Source organism: Arthrobacter zhaoguopingii, from assembly GCF_009828605.1.
Taxonomy (GTDB): domain Bacteria; phylum Actinomycetota; class Actinomycetes; order Actinomycetales; family Micrococcaceae; genus Arthrobacter_D; species Arthrobacter_D zhaoguopingii.
On sequence record NZ_WIAE01000003.1, the window covers coordinates 1 to 16,587 of the forward strand.

The window sequence follows — 16,587 nt, forward strand, 5'->3', positions numbered from 1 at the left end:
AACCAATCAAAAAACAATCGGTATCAACAAACTTGGCACACTATTGAGTTCTCAAACAACAGGCACTACCGGCACCACACAACCCGACAAAACCAGGCCATCCTCGCTCCGGAGCAACTTTACAAGCCTACCCGCACCCAACCATCCCCGCAAATCGGCTGGTTTCCACCGTTCCGGCTGTTTCCAGCTGGACCCCCAACCGGCTGGATTCTGGGATCGACAGATCCCGTACCCAACCGTTCTTGTGGTCGCCATCCGACCGAGAACTTCGATCAGCGCGGATATAAACACTAGCACCCTTGAGCGCTGAATGTAAACCTCCGCCGGACCTCGGTGAGGCCCGGCGGAGGCCGGATAAGCGGGTTACGCCTTAGCGGTCCGGGGCGCCAGGTACAGGACACCCAAGGGGGGAACGCGCAGATCCGCATGGGCCGGCTGGCCGTTGTGCCCACCTTCGATGGCGGTGATGGTGCCGTTTCCGACCCCTGACCCGCCGAACTGCTCTGCGTCGGTGTTGATGACCTCGGTCCACTCCCCCGCCCAGGGCAGGCCGACGCGGAAACCCTCGTGCGGGCCGCCGGCGAAGTTGGCGATGCAGACGAGCGGGTTGCCCTGGTGGTCCCACCGGATGAAGGAGAGGGTGTTGCGTCCGCCGTCGTTCTCATCGATCCACTGGAAGCCGGCCGGCTCGTTGTCCCGTGCATACAGCGCCGGGGTCTCCCGGTACACCGTGTTGAGCGAGCGCACGAGTTCCTGCACACCGCGGTGCGGCGGGGTATCGCACAACCACCAGTCGAGGCCGTGCTGTTCCGCCCATTCGGACTCCTGGGCAAACTCCGAGCCCATGAAAATCAGCTGCTTGCCCGGGTGGGCCCACTGGAAGGCAAGGTAGGCCCGCACATTGGCCAGCTGCTGCCAGCGGTCCCCGGGCATCTTCCGCAGGAGGGAGCCCTTGCCGTGCACTACCTCGTCATGGCTGATGGGGAGGAGGAAGTTCTCGGTGTATGCGTACACCATTGAGAACGTCGCCTTACCGTGGTGGTAAGACCGGTTGACCGGGTCTTCGGCCATGTACTGGAGGGTGTCGTGCATCCAGCCCATGTTCCACTTCAGCCCGAAGCCCAGACCGCCTGCGCTCGTTGGCCGGGTGACGCCCGGGAACGCCGTGGATTCCTCAGCGATCATGACGATCCCCGGTGCCCGCTTGTACGCGGTGGCGGTCACTTCCTGGAGGAAGGAGATGGCCTCAAGGTTCTCCCGTCCGCCCAGCCGGTTGGGCCGCCACTGGCCTTCCTCCCGCGAGTAGTCGAGGTAGAGCATGGAGGCGACCGCGTCGACCCGCAGCCCGTCGATGTGGAACTCCTCAAGCCAGTACAGGGCATTGGCGACGAGGAAGTTCCGCACCTCCCGGCGCCCGAAGTCGAAGATCAGCGTTCCCCAGTCCATGTGCTCGCCCAGCAGCGGGTCGCCGTGCTCGTAGAGGGTCCCGCCGTCGAACTTGGCCAGAGCCCACTCATCCTTCGGGAAGTGCGCCGGAACCCAGTCCATGATGACGCCAATGCCGGCCTGATGGAGCTTGTCGACGAGGTACTTGAAATCGTCGGGGTGCCCGAACCGGGACGTCGGCGCGAAGTACGACGTGACCTGGTAGCCCCAGGATCCGCCGAACGGGTGCTCCGCGACGGGCATCAACTCGACGTGCGTGAATCCCTGCCAGGTGACGTACTCGACGAGCTGCTCCGCGAGGTCGCGGTAGCTCAGGCCGACGCGCCAGGAGGCGAGGTGCACCTCATAGACGCTCATTGGCCCGTTGTGCGGGTCCTTTGAGGCGCGTTCGGTCATCCAGGCGTCATCTTCGAAAGCATAGCGTGACTCAACGACGCGCGAACCGGTCAGCGGAGGCACCTCGGTGCCGCGTGCCATGGGGTCGGCCTTCTCCCGCCATTGCCCGTCGCTGCCGAGGATCTCGTACTTGTAGACGGCACCGGCCTGAGCGCCGGGGATGAAGATTTCCCACACTCCCGAGCTGCCGAGCGCGCGCATGGCGTTGATGCTGCCGTCCCAGCCGTTGAAGTCGGCCTTGACCCGCACGGCTCGAGCGCTGGGCGCCCAGACGGCGAAGGAGACGCCGTCGATCGCCCCGAGCACCGAGGAGTAATGCCGGACGTGGGCGCCCAGGGCGGTCCACAGGGTTTCGTGCCTGCCCTCGGCAATGAGGTGCATATCGATCTCGCCGAGGGTTGGGAGGAACCGGTAGGGGTCATCCACCAGCTGGGGCTCGCCGTCGTAGGCGACCTCCAACCGGTAATCCGGAACGTGGCCCGGAGTTTCCGCCGCGACTGTCCCGACCCAGACTCCATTGTGCTCGTGCGTCAGCTCTGCCCGCCCACTGCCGGTCACGACGACGACGGAACGCGCCAGCCGGCGCAGGGTGCGGATGGTGACGGTCCCGGAATCGTCGAGGTGCGCACCGAGCACCGCATGCGGCTGGTGGTGCATGCCGTCCGAGACCTGCTGCAGCACATCCTGCGGCACCGGGATGGGAGTGGGGTCCGACGGCGGACCGGAGGACGCCGAGGTGCCCTTCGGCGCGCCGGATGCGGAACCTCCGGCCAGCGACGACGACGCCGGCGCACCACCGCGAGCTGGTCGGGTGCCGGAGGTGGAGCCGGCACCCGATTCGGCTCCGGTGGGAGCGGGCGGTGCGGTAGGGGGCTCGGCCGCGGCACCTGAGGAAGCGGGAGTACCGCTGGGCACCGCGGCCGCCATGACGCCTACGGGCACGGCCAGGGGCTGCCCGGTCAGGGCGTGGCGGACGTCGCGCGCCGGCATTTCAACCCACTCGGGCCGGTTCCGCAGTTCGTAGACCACCTCGTAGAGGGCCTTGTCGAGCCAAAGTGCCCGGAACAGGGGCGAAGCGGGATCGACCTCGCCGCCCGTCTCGGAGGCATATCCGGCAAGGAATGCCGAGGTGGCCGCGGCGGCCCACTGCTCACCGGCAAGTGCCTCCGGAGAGCCTTCGGGTGATGCGCCGCGGGACGCGGCGGCGTATTCGAGGGAGCGGACCATGCCCACGACGTCGCGCAGCGGCACATCCGGGACGCTCCGCTCGGCGGTGGGACGAAGCGGTTCGCCTTCGAAGTCGAGCATGAGCCAGGAGCCGTCCGGGGCCCGCAGGATCTGCCCGAGGTGGAGGTCTGCATGGATCCGCTGCAGGGCGGGCAGCGCCTCAAGTCCGCGCACCTGGGCGAGGACGGCCTCGATGTCATCTTCAAGCGGCCCGACGGCCGTGCCTGCCTCGGCCCAGGCCCATTCGATGCGCCGGGTGAGTGCATCCTTGAAGGCCTCCTGCTCGGCGGCGGAGGCCTGGCTGCTGCCGAAGGCTCCCTCAAGCTGCCGGTGGATCCGCGCCACGAGGGCGCCGAGTTCGTGGGCCTCTGCGCTGAAGTCGGTTCCCGCCGAGGCGGCCAGGGCGGCGACGCGCCAGGCGTCGGTGCTGTCCTCGATAAAGTCGCGCAGCACGCTCAGGTGGCCGGTGACGTGATTTCCGGGCTCCGCGTGCGGCAGCTGCCATTCGCCGGTGACCCAGCCGAAGGTGGCCGGTACATCGGTTGAACCTCCAGCCGTCAGCCCCGCGCACACCTCGACGTCGGGGCTCTTCCCCGCCGCGAGCACGCGGAAGAACTTCACGATCATCGATGACGGTCCGGAGCCGACGACGACCGAGGTGTTCGACTGTTCGCCCTTCAGCACCTTGATCGGCTGCTTCGGGGTGGGTGCCGGCAGGTTCTCGAGGGCCAGGCCCTTCACGCGTCCGTCGGCGCTGGCGCCCGAAACGCGCATCAGCTCGACCCAGGCGTTAACGAACGCCGGGTCGTGGGTGGCGTCGTAGACCCAGCGCCTGCCGAGTTCCGGATGGTCAATCTGCCCGACGAGCCCGGAGGCCGCCTCCGGAAGAGGCTCCGCCCGGTAGCTGAGCGGGACGTGGACGACGTCGGTGCGCCGGCCGGAGCCGACGGCGAGGAAGTTGACCTCGAGGGCGGCCTGGCCGGTCGGATCGTCCAGGACGGTCCCGCCGACAACGGTGAGTGAAATGTCCTTGCCGCGGGCCGGGAACCAGCGCTGTGCCGGGAGCCACTCGGTGAGGATTTCTGGAAGGAAAGGCGTGTGGGTTCCCATTACTTAATAGCCTCCGGGATAGGTATGACTGGCAGCGCCGCAGTGTGGGGCGATGCGCTGTTCGAGCTTGCCGATCGCAGCCGGAGCCAGTAGAAGGCATGGCTTCCAAGGGTCAGGGTGATGTTGCCGTCCTGGGCGAAGGCCGGGAAGGGCATTCCGCCGAACAGGTCCCGCAGGCCCCGGCCGGCGAATTCGGGCAGATGAAGGTTTGCTGCAACGGGGTGCTGGGAGAGGTTAAAGATGCAGAGCACCACTTCCGGACGCTCGGCCTCGGAGTTGCCCTCGTGGACCTCACGGACGAACGCGAGGACGGAATCCGCCTCGGTGGGCACATTGCGGTAGTCCCCCAGCCCGAAGGCCGGGTTGGCCCGGCGGACGGCCAGCATCTGGCGCATCCAGTGAAGCAGGGAGCTGGAGGTGGCAAGCTGCGCCTCAACGTTGACGTGGTTGTAGTGGTACACCAGGGACTGCACCACGGGCAGGTACAGCTTGCCCGGGTCGGCGGTGGAGAACCCGGCGTTGCGGTCGGGGTTCCACTGCATCGGGGTCCGGGAGGCGTCCCGGTCCTCGAGCCAGATATTGTCCCCCATGCCGATCTCGTCCCCGTAGTAGAGGAACGGGCTGCCCGGCAGGGACAGCAGCAGGGCGTGGATCAGCTCCACCTCGGACCGGGAGTTGTCGAGCAGCGGCGACAGCCGGCGCCGGATGCCGACGTTGGCGCGCATCCGGGAATCCGGCGCGTACCAGCCGAGCATCGCCTCGCGCTCTTCGTTGGTGACCATCTCAAGGGTGAGCTCGTCATGGTTGCGCAGGAAGGTCCCCCACTGGGCTCCGCCGGGGATCGACGGGGTCTCCTTCATCGTCTCGATGATGGGGGCGGCCTTTTGGTCCCGCAGCGCGTAGAAGAGCCGGGGCATGATCGGGAAGTGGAACGCCATGTGGCACTCCGGCCCGGTCTCGTCACCGAAGTATTCGACGACCTCCTCCGGCATCTGGTTCGCCTCGGCGATGATCACGCGTCCGGGGTAGTTCTCGTCGACCATGGCGCGCAGGTCCTTGAGGAACTCGTGCGTCTTGGGCAGGTTCTCGCAGTTGGTGCCCTCCTCCTCGAAGAGGTAGGGGATGGCGTCGGCACGGAACCCGTCGATGCCCTGATCGAGCCAGAACCGCACCACGTTGAAGATCGCCTCGATCACCTTCGGGTTTTCGAAGTTGAGGTCCGGCTGGTGGCTGAAGAACCGGTGCCAGAAGAACTGTCGGCGGACCGGGTCGAAGGTCCAGTTGGACTCCTCGGTGTCGACGAAAATGATGCGCGCGTCCTGGTACTTCTCGTCGGTGTCGCTCCAGACGTAGAAGTCGCCGTAGGGGCCCTCGGGGTCCCGGCGCGACTCCTGGAACCAGTGGTGCTGGTCCGAGGTGTGGTTCAGGGGCAGGTCGATGATGACGCGTACGCCGCGGGCGTGCGCCTCGGCCACCAGCCGCTTGAAGTCGCTGATGGTGCCGAACTCATCGAGTACGTCGTAGTAGTCGGCGATGTCGTAGCCGCCGTCGCGCAGCGGTGACTTGAAGAACGGGGGCAGCCAGAGGCAGTCCACGCCGAGCCACTGCAGGTAGTCGAGCTTGTCGATCAGCCCGGAGAAGTCACCCGACCCGTCGCCGTTGGCGTCCGCGAATCCCCGCACCAGTACTTCGTAGAAGACGGCCTTGCGGTACCAGTGGGGGTCGTGCGCAAGTCCGGGTGCATTGAGTTGGAAGGGGTTGGGCACTAGTGCTTCCTCCTGACATAGAGAATGTGTGCCGGTTCCACATGGGCGTCCAGCCTGACGTAATTATGTTCGCCCCAGTTCCAGCTCGAACCGGTGAGGAGGTCGTCGACGCGGAACGTGCCGTCCTCGTTGCGGTCGCCCGGATCGATCGACAGGGCGTCGAGATTGAGGGACACGGTGCTCTCCCGGGCACTGTGAGGATCGACGTTCACCACGATGATGAACGTGTCCTTGCCCTCCGCGGTCTCCTTGTGCTTGGAGAACACGACGGTCGCAGAGTCGGTGCTCGAATGCACCGTGAGGTTCTCGAGATCACCGAGCGCGGGGTGCGCGCGCCGGATGGCGTTGAGGCGCGTCAGATACGGGGCCAGCGAACGCCCCGCGGCCTCGGCCGCCGCGTAGTCCCGCGGACGGTATTCGAACTTCTCGTTGTCGATGTACTCCTCGGCGCCCGGGCGGGCGACATGCTCGAACAGCTCGTAGCCGGAATACACGCCCCACAGCGGGCTCGCCATTGAGGCAAGCACGGCGCGGATCTTGAAGGCGGCCGGTCCGCCGAACTGCAGGAACGCGGTGAGGATGTCCGGGGTGTTCACGAAGAAGTTCGGCCGGAAGTACGGTGCCGAGACCTTGCTGACCTCGGTGAAGTACTCCTCGATCTCCGTCTTGGTGTTCCGCCACGTGAAGTAGGTGTAGGACTGCTGGAATCCGGCGCGCCCCAGGGCGTGCATCATCGCGGGGCGGGTGAAGGCCTCGGCGAGGAAGACGACGTCGGGGTGCTGAGCATTGACCTTGCCGATGAGCCACTCCCAAAACTGGACCGGCTTGGTGTGCGGGTTGTCGACGCGGAAGATCTTCACGCCGTGCTCCACCCACAGCAGCACGATCCGCAGGATCTCCTGCGGCAGGCCCACCGGATCGTTGTCGAAGTTGATCGGGTAGATGTCCTGGTATTTCTTCGGCGGGTTCTCCGCGTAGGCAATCGACCCGTCAACACGCGTCGTGAACCACTCGGGGTGCTCGGTGACCCAGGGGTGGTCGGGGGAGGCCTGAAGCGCGAAGTCGAGGGCGACCTCAAGGTTGAGCTCCGCGGCCCGCGCCACGAAGGCGTCGAAATCCTCGAAGGTGCCGAGGTCCGGGTGGATGGCGTCGTGGCCGCCGGCGGCCGAGCCGATGGCCCACGGCGAGCCGGGATCCCCCGGGGCCGCGGTGAGGGTGTTGTTCGGGCCCTTGCGGTGCGTTTCACCGATGGGATGGATCGGGGGCAGGTAGACGACGTCGAAGCCCATGGCCGCAACTGCGTCGAGCCGCTTGGCGGCCGTGCGGAAGTTGCCGGAGATCCACCGCGCGTCGGCGGCGTCATACTCGGCGCCCTCGGAGCGGGGGAAGAACTCGTACCAGGCGCCACGTCCGGCCCGGTCGCGCTCCACCAGAATGGGGTAGGCCTTCGACGGGGTCACCATGGAGCGGATCGGCTCGCGCTCGATCGCATCGAGGATTTCGGGGGTGCTGCCTGCCGAGAGGCGTTCCTCGACGCTGAACGCCGTGTCCTTGAGGGTTGCGGCGGTGCGGCGGAACAGCTCGGCGTCGCGGGGTGAGCGGTCAGCGGCGGCCCGGGTGAACAGGGCGGCCCCTTCGGCGAGCATCAGTTCGACGTCAACGTTCGCGGCGATCTTCACCGTCGCATCGTGGACCCAGGTCCCGTAGAGGTCGGACCAGCCCTCGATGGTGAAGGTGTTGAGTCCGACGGTGGTGGGGCGGAGCAACCCCTGCCACCGGTCCAGGCCTGCGCCCACCGGCTGCAGCCGGATCCGCTGCGCTTCCTTGCCCTCCGGGCCGTACAGCACCGCTGAAACACCCAGTTGATCGTGGCCTTCACGGAACACGGTCGCGCCGACGACGATGTCCGCCCCGGGCACCGCCTTGGCAGGGAATTGGCCGCCCTCGACGACCGGGCTGACGCCCGTGATGGGAATGCGGCCGAACCGCAGGCCTTCCGCATACGTGCCTTGACGTGGTAGTTCGCTAGATAGGGTCACCCACAGCACGTTAGCGAGTATTGAAGCGAAATGCTAAGGGGGCTTGGCGTAATACAACGAGATGTTCGGCGATTACGTAAGCGGTTACGCCCGTGGCTCCCCCAGCGGAACGCAAGTGCGCTAGCGTAACCAAAGTGAAGGCAATCCGTAGATTTACAGTCCGAACCGTCCTCCCCGAAAGCATTGCCCCGCTGGGCAAGCTGGCGGGCAATCTGCGCTGGTCCTGGCATCTGCCAACAACGCGCCTGTTCGAGGACATAGACCCTGCGGCCTGGGAAACGAGCAACCGCGATCCCGTGACCTTCCTCGGCTCGGTGACGCGCGAGCGCCTGCAGCAGCTCGCCGCCAATGAGGAGCTCGTCGCCCGCATCCAGCAGCTCGGCGCCGACCTCGACAGCTACCTGACCGAGCCGCGCTGGTACCAGTCCCTCGGCGAGGACGCTCCCCGCTCCATCGCCTACTTCTCCCCCGAGTACGGCATCAGCGCCGTGCTGCCCCAGTATTCGGGCGGCCTCGGGATCCTTGCCGGCGACCATCTCAAGGCGGCCTCCGACCTCGGGGTGCCCCTGATCGGCGTCGGACTGCTGTACCAGGCCGGCTACTTCATGCAGTCGCTCTCCCGCGATGCCTGGCAGCAGGAGACCTATCCCGTGCTTGACCCGGACGGGCTTCCCCTCACTCTGCTCCGCGAGGAGGACGGCACGCCGGCCCGCGTGGTCCTCCCGCTGCCCAACGGGCGGCAGCTGATCGCGCACATCTGGCGCGCCGACGTCGGCCGCGTTCCGCTGCTGCTGCTCGACTCCAACCTGCCCGCCAATGACGAGGCGGCGCGCACCGTCACCGACCGGCTGTACGGCGGCGGCGGGGACCAGCGCCTCCAGCAGGAACTCCTGCTGGGCATGGGCGGGGTCAAGGCACTGCGCATCTTCCAGCGCCTCACCGGCGCTCCGGCGCCCGAGGTGTTCCACACGAATGAGGGCCACGCCGGTTTCCTCGGCATCGAGCGGATCCGCGAACTGATGGATCCGGCCAGCGAATCGCCCATGAGCTGGGAGGAGGCCCTCACCGCGGGCCGCGCCTCCACGGTGTTCACCACCCACACTCCGGTGCCGGCCGGCATCGACCGCTTCGAGCGGGCGCAGATCGAGCACTTCTTCAACGCGGGCCTGGCCCCGTCCGTGCCGACCGACAAGGTGCTGGCCCTGGGCGCCGAGAACTACGAGGGCGGCGACCCGGCCAAGTTCAACATGGCGGTCATGGGCCTGCGGCTGGCGCAGCGGGCCAACGGCGTCTCCAAGCTGCACGGCGAGGTGTCCCGCGGCATGTTCTCCGGTCTCTGGCCGGGGTTCGACACCCGCGAGGTGCCCATCACCTCGGTGACGAACGGCGTGCACGTCCCCTCCTGGGTCGACCCGCTGATCGCCGACTTCGCCCGCGAGAACTTCGGGGCCGAGTCGGTCCTCGACCAGCGGTGGGCCCGCGTGTACGACGTCGCCGACGAGAAGATCTGGGCGCTGCGGCGGAGCATGCGCTCCAACCTCGTCGACGACGTCCGCGGCCGCCTGCGCTCCTCTTGGAAGAAGCGCGGGGCCGCCGACGCCGAATTGGCATGGACCGATACGGTGCTCGACCCTGATGTGCTGACGATCGGGTTCGCCCGCCGCGTCCCCACCTACAAGCGCCTGACCCTCATGCTGCGCGACCCCGCCCGGCTCAAGGCGCTGCTGCTCCACCCCGAGCACCCCATCCAGCTCGTGGTCGCGGGCAAGTCCCACCCGGCGGACGAGCAGGGCAAGCGCATGATCCAGGACATGGTGCGATTCACCGACGATCCGGCGGTCCGCCACCGGATCGTGTTCCTGCCCAACTACGACATCGCCATGGCGCGCGTCCTGTTTCCCGGCTGCGATGTCTGGCTGAACAACCCGCTGCGCCCACTGGAGGCCTGCGGCACCTCCGGCATGAAGGCGGCGATCAACGGCGGACTCAACCTTTCGGTGCTCGATGGCTGGTGGGATGAGATGTACGACGGCGACAACGGATGGTCAATTCCAACGGCCAACAACGGAGCCTCCGCCGACGAACGCGACGACATCGAGGCGGCGGCGCTCTATGACCTGCTCGAGAACCAGGTCGCTCCACGTTTCTACGGTTCGGTGACCGCTGCCGCAGCCGGTTCGGCCGGCCCGTCGGAGCCGTCGCTCGACGGCATCCCGCACCAGTGGATCGCCATGATCAAGCACACCATGGCAACCCTCGGCCCGGCCGTCTCGGCCGAGCGTATGCTCCAGGACTACGTTGGCCACCTGTACCAGCCGGCCTGGCGGGCCGGCCGGGATGCCTCCGAAGATCGGTACGCGCTGGCACGGCGCACGGCCGCGTGGCGCACCCGCATTCAGGGCGGCTGGCCCGCCGTCCAGGTGGAGCACGTCGATTCCCTCGGCGTGAGCGAGGATCCGCAGATCGGCGACGCGCTCACGGTCAACGCCTACGTCGCCCTCGGCAATCTCGATCCCTCCGATGTTGCGGTGGAGGTTGCGTACGGCCGGGCCGCCGGTGACGACGAGCTCAGCGATGTGACTCTGGCCGAACTGCGGGTCGCCGAGAACCTGGGCAGCGGGCGGTACCTCTTCACCGGGGACACCCGGATCGAACACTCGGGTTCGTTCGGCTACACGGTCCGGGTGCTGCCGCGGCACGCGACCCTGGCCTCCAGCGCCGAACTCGGGCTGGTCGTCAACGCCTGACCTCCGGTGGGCAGCGCCGCCTGGCGGTGCTGCCCACCGATCCGCCGGCCCCCGGACCGGCTCCGCGGAGAATGCCTTCCTCCCGTCGGTTCCAGCCAGACGGCGGAATGAACCGCGACCTGTGGCAGATCGGACCGCCTGAGCGGTACGCGGAGTAGCTTTGGGGCATGACTACTCCCCGCACCCAGCTCAGGACCCGCTGTTCCCTCATCGCCGCCCTGACGGTGGCACTCGCCGCTGCTCCTGCCGCCGTTCCGGCGGCGGCGGCCCCCAAGGCCCCGGTCGACTACGTCGCACTCGGCGATTCATACGCCTCGGGCTTCGGCGCGGGATCCTACACTGCTTGCGGCCAGTCGCCGCTGGGCCTTCCCGGAGTGCTGGATTCGAAGAAAAAGGTGGAATTGACGGCCAACGGTACCTGCGCTGGTGCGGCCGCCACCGTGGTGCCCGGCGGGGCCGTCGATGTTCCCGAACAGATTGCCGGGCTTGTGGCCGCGGGCAAACTCGGCGCCCGAACAAAACTTGTGACTCTCTCAGTGGGTGGCAATGACGCCGGTTTCTCGACCGTGGCCGGCACGTGCGCCGTCCAGCCCCTTGAAGCCTGTGCCCGCGCGCTCCAGCTGAGCTCCGCCGCCGCGCAGACGACCGTGGCTCCGAAGCTCGACGCCGTGTATGCCCAGCTGCGGGCCGCAGCCCCCAATGCCGTGGTGGTGGTGACCGGTTATCCCCACCTTTTCTCACCGGAGTCCTCCGGCCCGGCCCCGTTCCCGGCCGCGGCCCAGCAGCTTTTCAATGACGCCACCGACACGTTGAACGCGGTCATCGCTTCCCGGGCCGCTGCCGCGGGATTCACCTATGTGGACGTCGTGGATGAATTCGCCGGGCACGGCGTCGGATCGCAGGATCCATGGATCACCTTCACCGGGTTCACCGCTCCCGATGACCTGCATCCGACGGCCACCGGGTACTCCAAGGGCTACCTCAAGGCCGTGCGCAGCGAGGTGAATCTCGCACAACTGCGGAAGTAGCTGCGCAGGGAGTCACTGGGCAGATATTGCCCGGTGACCGTGACAGGTCGGTGGGCATAAGGCACCCTAAACCGGCGTCCCGTTCACTGGCGAGGCTGGGTCAGTGGTCAGGCCCGGCTGACGAGCCCGTTCAGGAGGCCGAACGGCCCACGTACCTCTGACACAGATAGACGGCGACCGAATTGGCCGCCAGGGAGTCAGACTCCCCCAGGGAGATACGGGCCCCGGACCGACGCAGCGCCGGATCGGCCGAATCGAAAGCCAGTTCCATGGTGGTGGCCCTCGCCTCCGCCAGGCCCTGTCCCTGCAGGATCCAGGCGGCCGGAAGGTGGATCTTGCGGTCCGTGAGCGAGCCATTGACCGCGATGAGGGCCCCGGCCTGCCCGTCCGGATCGGCAAGCATCAACTGGACCACCCGGGTGGACGGGTCATCCCAGTCGGCCGGAGTCATGGGGAGGCCCGAGGCGTTGAACCACAGCAGCGCCGAATCGGCGACCCGGCCGGGAAAGGCCGGCGACTGCCCGGCGAGGAACCGCCGGCGGATCCGAAGCAGCGCACGCGTGGCGGTGATCATCCGTTCCGCCGCGGCGTCCTGCTGCCAGGAGATCCACGCGAGCTCGTTGTCCTGGCAGTAGGCGTTGTTGTTGCCCCGCTGGGTCCGTCCGAGCTCATCGCCGGCAGTGATCATGGGAACTCCGACCGACATCAGCAGCGTGGCCATCAGGTTCCGGGCCGTCTGCTCCCGTGCGGCGATGATCGCGTCATTCTCGGTGCGGCCCTCCGCACCGTGGTTGTAGCTGCGGTTGTCGTTGGAGCCGTCGCGGTTTTCCTCCCCGTTGGCCTCGTTGTGCTTCCGGTCGTAGGCGGTGAGGTCCGCAAGGGTGAACCCGTCATGGGCGGTGACAAAGTTGATCGAGGCAAGCGGGGTCCGGCCCGAGTGGCGGAACAGGTTCTGCGACCCGGCCAGGGAGTCGGCGAGGCGAGCCGGTGAGCCGGCGTGCCCTCCTGCCCGCAGCGAGGCCTGGTCCCGCAGCCAGAAGTCGCGGGCCGTGTCCCGGAAACGGTCGTTCCAGTCACCCCAGCCCTGTGGGAAGTTTCCGGTCTGCCAGCCGCCCATGCCGACATCCCAGGGTTCGGCGATGAGCTTCGTTCCCCGCAGCGCGCTCGATGCGCCGACGGCGACCAAGAAGGGATGCCGCGGAGTGTAGGTGTTTGTCTCGTCCCGTCCCAGGGTCACCGCGAGGTCGAACCTGAAGCCGTCGATCTGGAACTCCTCGACCCAGTACCGCAGGGAGTCGAGCGCGAACTCGATCACCTTCGGCTGCGAGAAGTCGAGCGTGTTGCCCACTCCGGTGGTGTCGAGGTACCGGCCCGCACCGTCGTGCCGGTAGTAGTCGGTGTCGCCCAGACCCCGCCAGCAGAGGGTCGGGAGGTCCTTGCCGCCCTCGGCGGTGTGGTTGTAGACGACGTCGAGGATCACTTCGAGGCCGGCCTCATGCAGCGCCTTCACCATCGACTTGACCTCCGCGAGGACCGCCGCCGGGCCCGCGGCCCGTGCCGCCGCGGTCGCGTACGCCGAGTGCGGGGCGAAGAAGCCGAGGGTGTTGTAGCCCCAATAGTTTGAGAGGCCGAGCGGCCCGAGGTGGGGTTCGTCGATCGAGAAGTGGACCGGGAGCAGCTCGACGGCGGTTACGCCCAGTTCGAGCAGGTACTCGATCATCACGGGGTGGGCCAGGCCCGCATAGGTGCCGCGCAGCTCCTCGGGAATCCCGGGGTGCAGCTTCGTCAGTCCCTTGACGTGCGCTTCGTAGATAACGGTGTCACGCCACGGCCTACGCGGCCGGGAGGAGCCGCCCCAGTCGAAGGATTCCTCAACGAAGACCGAGAAGTACACCGGGTCCTCCCCGGTCCCGCCGGCCTCTTCCACCTCGATGGCGCGCGCGTACGGGTCGAGCAGCAGCTGTCCCGGGCCCGGGCCCGGACTCGGGGGCAACGGCTCGCCGGTCGGCCAGAACCCGTAGCGGGCGCCCGGAGGGATCGGGCCGACCACCCCGTGGTGGACGCCGCCGTCGAGTCCGGGCAGCGTTTCGAAGGCCCACCGGCCGTCCTCCCGCTGAAAGTGCACGTCAATCGAAGGGATCGACGGCGCCCACACCGCGGCGTTGACGTGGAGACCATCCGAGAAACGGCCCTTGAGCCGGTGCATCCCCTGCGGGAATTCACTGGAGGCGACGGGGGCCTGCTGCGACATGCTCATGACGGGATCCGGCTCGGCGCGATCAGGCGGAACGCTGGCGAGAGATTTCGTAAAGGCTGATTCCCACCGCCATTGAGGCGTTGAGCGATTCCATGGCTGAATCGATCGGGATCGAGACGATCTGGTCGCAGTTCTCGCGCACCAGCCGGGACAGCCCCTTGCCCTCCGACCCCACCACCAGGCACACCGGATCTTTTCCGAGGGTCAGCTCCGGCAGCGAGATGTCGCCGTCGCCGTCGAGCCCGAGCACAAAGATGCCCTTGTCCTTGAACGACTTCAGGGCCGAGTTGAGGTTGCCCACCCGGGCCACGGGCACGCGGACGGCAGCTCCCGCACTGGTCTTCCACGCGGAGGCGGTCACGCCGACGGAGCGCCGCTCCGGCACGATCACGCCGTGGGCGCTGAAGGCGGAGGCCGACCGGATGATGGCGCCGAGGTTGCGCGGGTCGGTGATTCCGTCAAGGGCGATGAACAGGGGCGCGTTCGCAATGTGGCCGCGCTTGAACTTGTCCACCGTCTCGTCGACCAGGTCGAGCGCATCGGCGTAGTCGTAGGGCGGGATCTGCAGCATCAGCCCCTGGTGCACCGCACCTTCGGTCATCCGGTCGAGTTCGGGCTTGCCGGTTTCCATCACCGGGACGCCGCGTTCGGTGGCGAGCTTGAGCGCCTCCCGGACCCGGTCGTCCATCTCGACGCGGATGGCCACGTGGAGCGCCTTGGCGGGGATGCCGGCGCGGAGCGCCTCAACCACTGAGTTGCGGCCGGTCACGATTTCCTCGGTGGCCTTGCCCTTCCGGCCCGAACCGGGGTTCTTGCCGCCGCCGCGCTTGGCGGCGGAGCGCTCGGCCAGTTCCTTGGTCTTGTACGCCTTGTGGTACGGGCGGTCCTCCGCCTTCGGGGTGGGGCCCTTGCCTTCGAGCGCCTTACGGCCGTGGCCCCCCGTGCCGATGGTGGGGCCCTTTTTCAACTTGCGCACCGCGCCTGGACGTCCGTGACTGGCCATGGGGAAACACCTTTAAATAGAGGAAAAGTCTCCACCAGTTTACGCGGACCACACCCGGAGGCATTCACGGACGGAAACAGGTGCGTTCAGCGGCCGGCGATGCTCCACTCGGCGCCGTCGGCGGAGTCCTCGACGGCGATGCCGGCGCCGGCCAGCGCGTCCCGGATGGCGTCGGCACGGGCCCAGTCCTTGGCGGCGCGGGCCGCCTCACGCTCGCGCAGAGAGGACCGGATCAGGGCGTCGAGTGCGGCGGTCTGTTCGGTGTCGGCCGTCCCGGTGTCGGTGGCATCATCGAGCCCGAGGACGCGGACCATCGCGGCGACCCCTGCCTGCGCGGTGCGCGCCCCCTCGGCGTCGCCTGCCGCCAGGGCCGTGTTGCCGGCCCTCACGGTTTCGTGAAGGACGGCGAGGGCCTGCGGGATGTTCAGGTCGTCATCCATCGCGTCTCCGAAGGCCTCCGGCAGGTCCGCCGGCGCACCGGCGGCCGGCCCGAAACGGGTGAGGGCCTTGCCCAGGAATCCATCGATCCGGTCGACCGCTGCCGCCGCTTCCTCGAGCGAGGACGGGCGGTAATCGAGCACCGACCGGTAGTGGGCCTGCCCGAGGTAGTACCGCACCACGCGCGGCTTGGCGCGGGCGATCATTTCCTCGGGGCTGACCGTGTTGCCGATCGACTTGGACATTTTCTCGCCCTCGAAGGTGACAAGGCCGTTGTGCATCCAGAACTGCGCGTACCCGCGCTTGGCGGCGCGCGCCTGAGCCAGCTCGTTCTCGTGGTGCGGGAAGCGCAGGTCGAGCCCTCCGCCGTGGATGTCGAACTGCTCCCCGAGGTATTTGTGCGTCATTGCGCAGCACTCGGTGTGCCAGCCTGGCCGTCCGGCACCCCAGGGGCTGGGCCATGACGATGAGGCAGGGTCGGTGTCCTTGTGGCCCTTCCACAGGGCGAAGTCCCGCGGGTCGCGCTTGCCGCGCGGGTCGGCGTCGGTGGCGGCCTGCATGTCGTCGATGTTCTGGTGGGTGAGGGCGCCATACTCGGGCCAGGAGCGGACGTCGAAGTACACATCCCCCGATCCGTCGGGGGCGGGATACGCGTAGCCGGTGTCGATGAGTTCCTGGATCAGGGCCTGCATCTCCGGAATGTGGCCGGTGGCCCGCGGTTCGTAGGTGGGCCGGCGTACCCCGAGGGTGTCGTAGGCCCGGTTGAACTCGAGCTCATAGCGGTAGGCCAGCGCCCACCACTCCTCGTTCCGGATACCGCCCGGCGCCGGTTCCCCGTCGTTGAAAGAGGCCTTCGACTTTTCGAGGATCTTGTCGTCGATGTCTGTGACGTTCCGGACCGAAGTCACCCGGAACCCGCGGGCCTCGAGCCAGCGGGTCAGCTGGTCGAACACGATGGCCGAGCGGACGTGGCCCACGTGCGGCATGCCCTGAACGGTGGCACCGCAGTAGTAGAGGCTGACGGCTCCCGGGGTCAGGGGGACGAAGTCCCGTACCTCGGCGGTGGCGGTGTCATACAGTCTCAGGCTCACTGCACCAGATTAGCCGAACCGCCGCCGCCCACCGGGCTG

At 67.6% G+C, this 16,587-nt stretch carries 9 protein-coding genes; 3 read left to right on the top strand and 6 right to left on the bottom strand.

Annotated elements, in window-relative coordinates; genetic code table 11:
* The coding region (locus tag GVV77_RS18190) for a hypothetical protein (RefSeq protein ID WP_210252839.1) at nucleotides 1–294 on the top strand (294 nt) is incomplete at its 5' end.
* A gap of 69 nt (nucleotides 295–363) precedes the next feature.
* Here GVV77_RS18190 and glgB read toward each other — a convergent pair.
* The 3 genes from glgB to GVV77_RS05165 are packed head-to-tail and all read right to left on the bottom strand — an operon-like array spanning nucleotide 364 to nucleotide 7,984.
* Nucleotides 364–4,179, bottom strand: a complete 3,816-nt coding sequence (glgB, locus tag GVV77_RS05155; RefSeq protein WP_159617058.1) for a 1,4-alpha-glucan branching protein GlgB — start codon at nucleotides 4,177–4,179, stop codon at nucleotides 364–366.
* Entirely contained in the window at nucleotides 4,179–5,945 is a 1,767-nt protein-coding gene (treS, locus tag GVV77_RS05160; RefSeq protein ID WP_159617060.1) for a maltose alpha-D-glucosyltransferase, read from the bottom strand. Before treS ends, glgB begins: the two co-directional genes overlap by 1 nt.
* Nucleotides 5,945–7,984, bottom strand: a complete 2,040-nt coding sequence (locus tag GVV77_RS05165; RefSeq protein ID WP_159617062.1) for an alpha-1,4-glucan--maltose-1-phosphate maltosyltransferase — start codon at nucleotides 7,982–7,984, stop codon at nucleotides 5,945–5,947. The genes treS and GVV77_RS05165 overlap by 1 nt, the downstream gene beginning before the upstream one ends.
* Nucleotides 7,985–8,118: 134 nt before the next feature.
* Here GVV77_RS05165 and glgP point away from each other — a divergent pair, with 134 nt between their 5' ends.
* Both glgP and GVV77_RS05175 read left to right on the top strand, forming a co-directional pair.
* Nucleotides 8,119–10,731, top strand: coding sequence for an alpha-glucan family phosphorylase (gene glgP, locus GVV77_RS05170; protein WP_159617064.1), 2,613 nt, complete (start codon nucleotides 8,119–8,121; stop codon nucleotides 10,729–10,731).
* A 167-nt stretch (nucleotides 10,732–10,898) separates the two neighbouring features.
* A complete protein-coding gene (locus tag GVV77_RS05175) occupies nucleotides 10,899–11,759 on the top strand; it encodes an SGNH/GDSL hydrolase family protein (RefSeq protein ID WP_159617066.1) in 861 nt (286 codons plus the stop codon).
* 130 nt (nucleotides 11,760–11,889) lie between these two features.
* Here GVV77_RS05175 and glgX read toward each other — a convergent pair whose 3' ends face one another.
* The 3 genes from glgX to cysS all read right to left on the bottom strand — a co-directional run bounded on the left by glgX (nucleotide 11,890) and on the right by cysS (nucleotide 16,548).
* The gene (gene glgX, locus GVV77_RS05180) at nucleotides 11,890–14,016 is read right to left on the bottom strand and encodes a glycogen debranching protein GlgX (RefSeq protein ID WP_159617068.1); all 2,127 of its coding nucleotides are present in this window, start codon (nucleotides 14,014–14,016) and stop codon (nucleotides 11,890–11,892) included.
* A gap of 22 nt (nucleotides 14,017–14,038) precedes the next feature.
* Nucleotides 14,039–15,019, bottom strand: a complete 981-nt coding sequence (gene rlmB / locus GVV77_RS05185; RefSeq protein WP_159617070.1) for a 23S rRNA (guanosine(2251)-2'-O)-methyltransferase RlmB — start codon at nucleotides 15,017–15,019, stop codon at nucleotides 14,039–14,041.
* Nucleotides 15,020–15,105: 86 nt separating this feature from the next.
* Complete coding sequence (gene cysS / locus GVV77_RS05190; protein ID WP_159617072.1) at nucleotides 15,106–16,548, bottom strand: cysteine--tRNA ligase; 1,443 nt, start codon at nucleotides 16,546–16,548, stop codon at nucleotides 15,106–15,108.
* Between the last annotated feature and the right edge of the window lie 39 nt (nucleotides 16,549–16,587).